Here is a 1112-nt window from a genome sequence, read left to right on the forward strand (position 1 = left end):
ATCGTTTGTAGGGGAAGCTGTTGGGGCGATTGTTTCTTTCGTTTTATATCGAAAAGGATTTCATAAACTTTCGGAAACGAAATGGTTTTCCTATCCGAAAGTGAAACGTTTGCTTGAGGCAGAAGGGATAGAAGCCTTTTCGCTTGTTTTGTCTTTGCGTCTTCTTCCTTTTGTTCCGTCGGGACTTGTGACGTTTGTGGCAGCGATCGGACACACCTCCTTACTGATCTTTATCATTGCCAGCTCGCTTGGAAAGCTCCCAGCCCTTTTGTTAGAAGCATACTCGGTGTATCAAGTGATGAATTGGACATGGCAAGGAAAAGTCATATCAACATTTCTAGCTGTTTTTTTATTTTTATTTACTTGGAAGAAAATCGCTCACAAAAAGGCTTAAACGAATGAAAAAGGGTTTGCAATTCCATGCATTCTGCAAATATCTGTTATAAAATGTGCAAAATCTACATTATACAAAGGAGAGTCGACCATGACAAAAATGACGAAAGCAATCATCATTACATCATCCATTCTTCTTCTAAGCGCTTGTTCATCATCCAACGAAAAAGAGCAGGCCTTTATTACAAGCAAAGAACAAGCAAAATCGAATGTATCTGTTACCAATAATCCTTTCTTTCAAGAAAAAAAAGAAGGAAAGATCGAGCATTTACATGGAATCGGTTATGCAGGCAACCAAAATGCGATTTACTTTGCTACACATGAAGGTTTACTTGTTTACCAAAATAATAAGTGGTATGAAACGATTTCTAATAAGCATGATTATATGGGCTTTTCGGCTACAGACGACGGCTTTTATTCATCAGGGCATCCGGAAGAAGGTTCATCTTTAGGAAATCCACTTGGTCTTGTGAAAAGTTTTGATAATGGACAAACATTGATGAATTTAGGATTTTATAAAGAATCTGATTTTCATTATATGACAGTTGGCTATAAAAGCCATACCATTTATGTGGTGAACCAAGAAGAAAATAAAACGCTCGGACAAGGGGTATTTTACAGTAAAGACGACGGCAAAACGTGGTCGCCAAGTCAATTGAACGGCCTGCCGCAAACTGCTGCAGGAACGATTGCTGCCCACCCAACGGATGAAAATATGG

At 38.8% G+C, this 1112-nt stretch carries 2 protein-coding genes; both read left to right on the forward strand.

Annotation, left to right across the window (positions count from 1 at the left end; translation table 11 throughout):
• Nucleotides 1-394: TVP38/TMEM64 family protein (locus ETB99_RS14530; protein ID WP_171700928.1), on the forward strand; the 394-nt coding region annotated here is incomplete at its 5' end.
• Between the two features lie 90 nt (nucleotides 395-484).
• The coding region (locus ETB99_RS14535) for a F510_1955 family glycosylhydrolase (protein ID WP_375153726.1) at nucleotides 485-1112 on the forward strand (628 nt) is incomplete at its 3' end.

The sequence above is a fragment of the Anoxybacillus sp. CHMUD genome (genome assembly GCF_013096965.1).
Lineage (GTDB): Bacteria > Bacillota > Bacilli > Bacillales > Anoxybacillaceae > Anoxybacillus > Anoxybacillus kestanbolensis_A.